The organism is Klebsiella sp. 10982 (assembly GCF_048589245.1).
Taxonomy (GTDB): Bacteria; Pseudomonadota; Gammaproteobacteria; order Enterobacterales; family Enterobacteriaceae; genus Klebsiella; species Klebsiella quasivariicola.
Map to the genome: position 1 here is coordinate 1 of NZ_JBMAXV010000095.1, position 3,799 is coordinate 3,799.

The 3,799-nt window shown below is 34.2% G+C and carries 3 protein-coding genes; all 3 read right to left on the reverse strand.

Going from position 1 to position 3,799, the window contains the following annotated elements:
- Window positions 1-169 precede the first annotated feature (169 nt).
- The 3 genes from ACKLKD_RS27590 to ACKLKD_RS27600 all read right to left on the reverse strand — a co-directional run bounded on the left by ACKLKD_RS27590 (window position 170) and on the right by ACKLKD_RS27600 (window position 3,649).
- A complete protein-coding gene (locus ACKLKD_RS27590) occupies window positions 170-1,102 on the reverse strand; it encodes a glycosyltransferase family 2 protein (RefSeq protein ID WP_226329149.1) in 933 nt (310 codons plus the stop codon).
- Window positions 1,099-2,565 carry an MOP flippase family protein gene (locus ACKLKD_RS27595; RefSeq protein WP_343517394.1) on the reverse strand — a complete coding sequence of 489 codons (1,467 nt, stop codon included), beginning with the start codon at window positions 2,563-2,565 and terminating at the stop codon, window positions 1,099-1,101. Before ACKLKD_RS27595 ends, ACKLKD_RS27590 begins: the two co-directional genes overlap by 4 nt.
- A 280-nt stretch (window positions 2,566-2,845) precedes the next feature.
- Window positions 2,846-3,649 (reverse strand): glycosyltransferase, encoded by an 804-nt coding sequence (locus ACKLKD_RS27600; RefSeq protein WP_087806464.1) that lies wholly within the window; start codon window positions 3,647-3,649, stop codon window positions 2,846-2,848.
- Window positions 3,650-3,799 lie beyond the last annotated feature (150 nt).

Genomic DNA, 3,799 nt, shown 5'->3' on the forward strand with positions numbered 1-3,799 from the left:
CAGAAAGACCATAAAATTAGCCTATAACGGCAAATAGTAATGCTGCCAACCTGTTGGTGACCATTTGAATCTGTAGCCATTCAATCCTTGTAACATCAGGTGATCCTGGCGTCAGTGAAAATGCGAAATCAACAAATTGGCATCATTACCCATTATACGATAATCCCTATTAGGATAGGCTCTTAGATCTCGTGATTTTTTTTTTAACTTTGCTTTTAACAAAATCTAAAATCACTAATTTTTCCTTCCACAATACTCGATATATAGCTGTATGCATTATCCCCTGAAACACCATTTTTTTATTTTCTTTTAATATTTGCAGTAGCGAAGACATAGACCATCGATCATAAAGAACAATGCTTTCCTGACTGAATTTGTAAATGATATCTTCCCTGGCCTCTTTATAAGACTTATAACGCTCAGTTAAATAATCAATTTTTTTAGGGGATTTAGTAAGTGAACCTGAAGTCACATTCTGAAAGTAAAGCTCAGAATTACATATTGATATTTTTTCACTACCAGCGAGAAGTCTCAGCGTGAATAAGTGATCTTCATGTACCTTTCTGTCTGTAAATATAGCGCCAGATTTCAATACGAGATCTTTCCGGAAAATATAAGTCCATACAGCAGCTGTCCACTGCCCTTTCTTCAAAAGATAATTAAAAACTTCGTTACTATTGCTTTCGATGTATGCTAATGGAAAATGTACCTTTTTAAACCTGTTTCCTTGCGAATCTAATACCGTAGAGCAAAAATATATCATATCCGGTTTATCATTACTTAACTCTGTAAAAACCGATATGAAATTAGCAGAAATCATATCATCTGAATCACAGAAGAATACATAATCTCCCTCTGCGTAATTTAAGCCCGTTGATCTGGCTTTTGCCGCCCCCTGATTAATACTATTAATGTATTTTATTTTTATAGAGGGGTTGTCACTTGTAAATTTAGTTATTATGTCATGCGTTGCGTCCCATGAGCCATCATTAATCAACACTAGTTGTACGGTTTCATTAAGCTGCTCTTTTATTGAGAGAAGCAATTTTTCGATATTTGACTCACAGTTATAACATGGTATGATTATTGATAATAACATCATTTATTCCTCAGTATATTGTTTAGAACGATTGCGTTAAATTCCTTTATCTCTTTTACTGGAGAGGTGAGTATAGAAGCAATGTATACAGACATACATGAAAAAATAATCACAACCATTGACAAAATAGGAGAGGTAATAGTTAAAAAAAGAATCAACAGGTAACCCGTTACAAGCATAGGTAAAGTGTGTATAAGCGGTACGAAGACGGCATAGATGTAACTCTTTACTTTGATATTTAAACAGGGTCTAACCTGGAAAAAATATCCCATAACAAGATTTACTATTTGAATACATAAGAATGAAAACACTATCCCTGTAAGACCATATTGTTTACCCAGAAACCATGTTAAAGGAATACCAAGCGCTAACTTAAATACTCCCAGGTAAACATTTCTGTACATTTGCCCTTTAGCAAGCAAGACAGAGATAACAGGCACATCAAGGGATCGCGCCGCCCCAACCAAACATAAAATCTGTACAATAGGGGTGATGAACTGCCATTTCTGCTCAAAAAAAACAGTCACTACATAGTCTGAAATTAACATCATTCCCAATAACATCGGGAAATTCACCAAAGACGAAAACATAGTTACTTTTAGAAAAGTTTTTTTCAGAGATACTGCATCATTTTGTATCTTGGAAAAAGCTGGAAATAACGCATGTGATAAAACAGGATTCAATTTTTCAAAAAGCGCCACGCTAATGTTGTAGGATATATTATATCCACCGATAGCAGTCAAACTTATTAAGCGTGCCATTAGTACAGGATATGTATTCACGCTTATCTGATTAATGATAGAGTCCATGACCAACTGAGAACCGTAGCTGACATGTTTTTTTATTTCCTTCAAAGTAAAGAACTGTAACTTAATATCTCTCAAGCCTTTGCTTGAATATATATACAATACGCTACTAATAGATGAGGAAACCAACAGTGAAACGGCAACACACCAGGGGGAACGATAGACGTAGCTTAAGAAGACTGCGAACACAAAATTAAAAATAGCTGACAGGATTGTTATCCTGGATATTACATCAAATCTAAGTTCTCTGGCTAACAAAGCTCTTGGCTGTCCACCGAAAGACGATATTATAAGAGAAAATGACATGATTTTTATCTGTTTTGCCAGTTCTGTTCCACCATTGAATAAGGATGCTAACTGAGCACTAAAAATAAACAAGCCGAGACAAAATATCATACCTAAAAAGACATTTATTATATACAGTGAAGACAGTTCATATTTATTTAACTTTTCAGATCTTATAACTGAGTTTGATATACCAAAATCAGTTATGGTTGAGAAAACAGTACTTAATATTAATGCCGCACTAATGATACCATAATCTGTCGTTGTAAATAAGCTGGACAAGATCCACAGTGAGACCATACCAAGCCCGGTTACGCACACTGTAGACAACAAATTCCACTTCACAGCATGTATTGTTTTCGATTTTAAATTCATATTTATTGTCAGTGATATAAAATAATTACATTGGTGTACTAAAAGGAATTTTTTATACCTTTCAGCGTTAGAGCCTATCCCAAAGTAATGCTGCCAACCTGTTGGTGACCATTTGAATCTGTAGCCATTCAACCCTTGTAATATCAGGTGATCCTGGCGTCAGTGAAAATGCGAAATCAATAAATTGGCATCATTACCCAAAAAGCAATAACAATTTGCTAACCACTACAGTTTACTGATAACATTTTGTTTTCAGACAATCCCTGATGAGAAAGATCATTTATAATTTACCATTAAAATGCAAATTAACCATCTTGATGGATTTGTCATTGTTTGTTTTTTGCAACCCAAAATATGAATAGAATTTGTTTTTAACCATCCTGATTGCCTTTATAATTAAACTGCTATTTTTAGATGTTAATGTATTTATTGAGCTAAGTGTGTTATAGCCATGCAATATTTCATGAACACATCGCAGTGCATCTGGGGATGACTCGACCTTCGTATTGGAAGCCTCTAACATTTTACTAATCCAGATATCATCTGTCTTAGGTGAAATAGTTAAATATGCATCATCTCCGATAATGCTAGGCTTAATCATTCTCTTACTTAAAACACAACCCCCAACGCCAGTTATTATAAAATCCTTTTCAAATTTATCCTTTTTCATACTAATAGAATAAGAGCTATAAGATTTGTACTTGTTAAAAATATTCCTCTCCATTATTCTAATCCTAGCAGCAATTGCCACATTACAGTTGTTCTCATAAAACTGGCCTAATAGGGACTCAAGCCACTGCCGACCATATATTACATCATCATCAGCATATACAAGAATGTCATCAATCTCTGAGTTAATAATCGCGTTAATTATTTTACGGTATGGTCCGGTATTTTTTACATAATGTACATTCACTATGTTATTTATTTTATTTAGCTCTTCAACCCAAGCAGGTATCTCACATATCCCATGATCTGACAAATATGGCTCATTTGATATCCAAAGGTTTATTTTATCTGGCTGAACACTCTGGTTTATAATTGACCACACTGTGGCGGCACATAAATCCAGTCGAGAATGCATTGTAGTTAAATTAACTTATATCATGCTAACCTTTAAAGAAAAAATTAATTTAATGTTATATTATATGTAAAAAGGTTACATATTCAATATGTAGGACGTTTTTTCGAAAAAATCAGTTTTTTTCCTGATGAACCTTCCTCCGCGTTGCCC

Excerpts from the sequence above, each read along its gene's own strand:
- ACKLKD_RS27590 (WP_226329149.1), bottom strand. The coding sequence starts at position 1,102 with ATGATGTTATTATCAATAATCATACCATGTTATAACTGTGAGTCAAAT.
- ACKLKD_RS27600 (WP_087806464.1), bottom strand. The coding sequence starts at position 3,649 with ATGCATTCTCGACTGGATTTATGTGCCGCCACAGTGTGGTCAATTATA.
- ACKLKD_RS27595 (WP_343517394.1), bottom strand. The coding sequence starts at position 2,565 with ATGAATTTAAAATCGAAAACAATACATGCTGTGAAGTGGAATTTGTTG.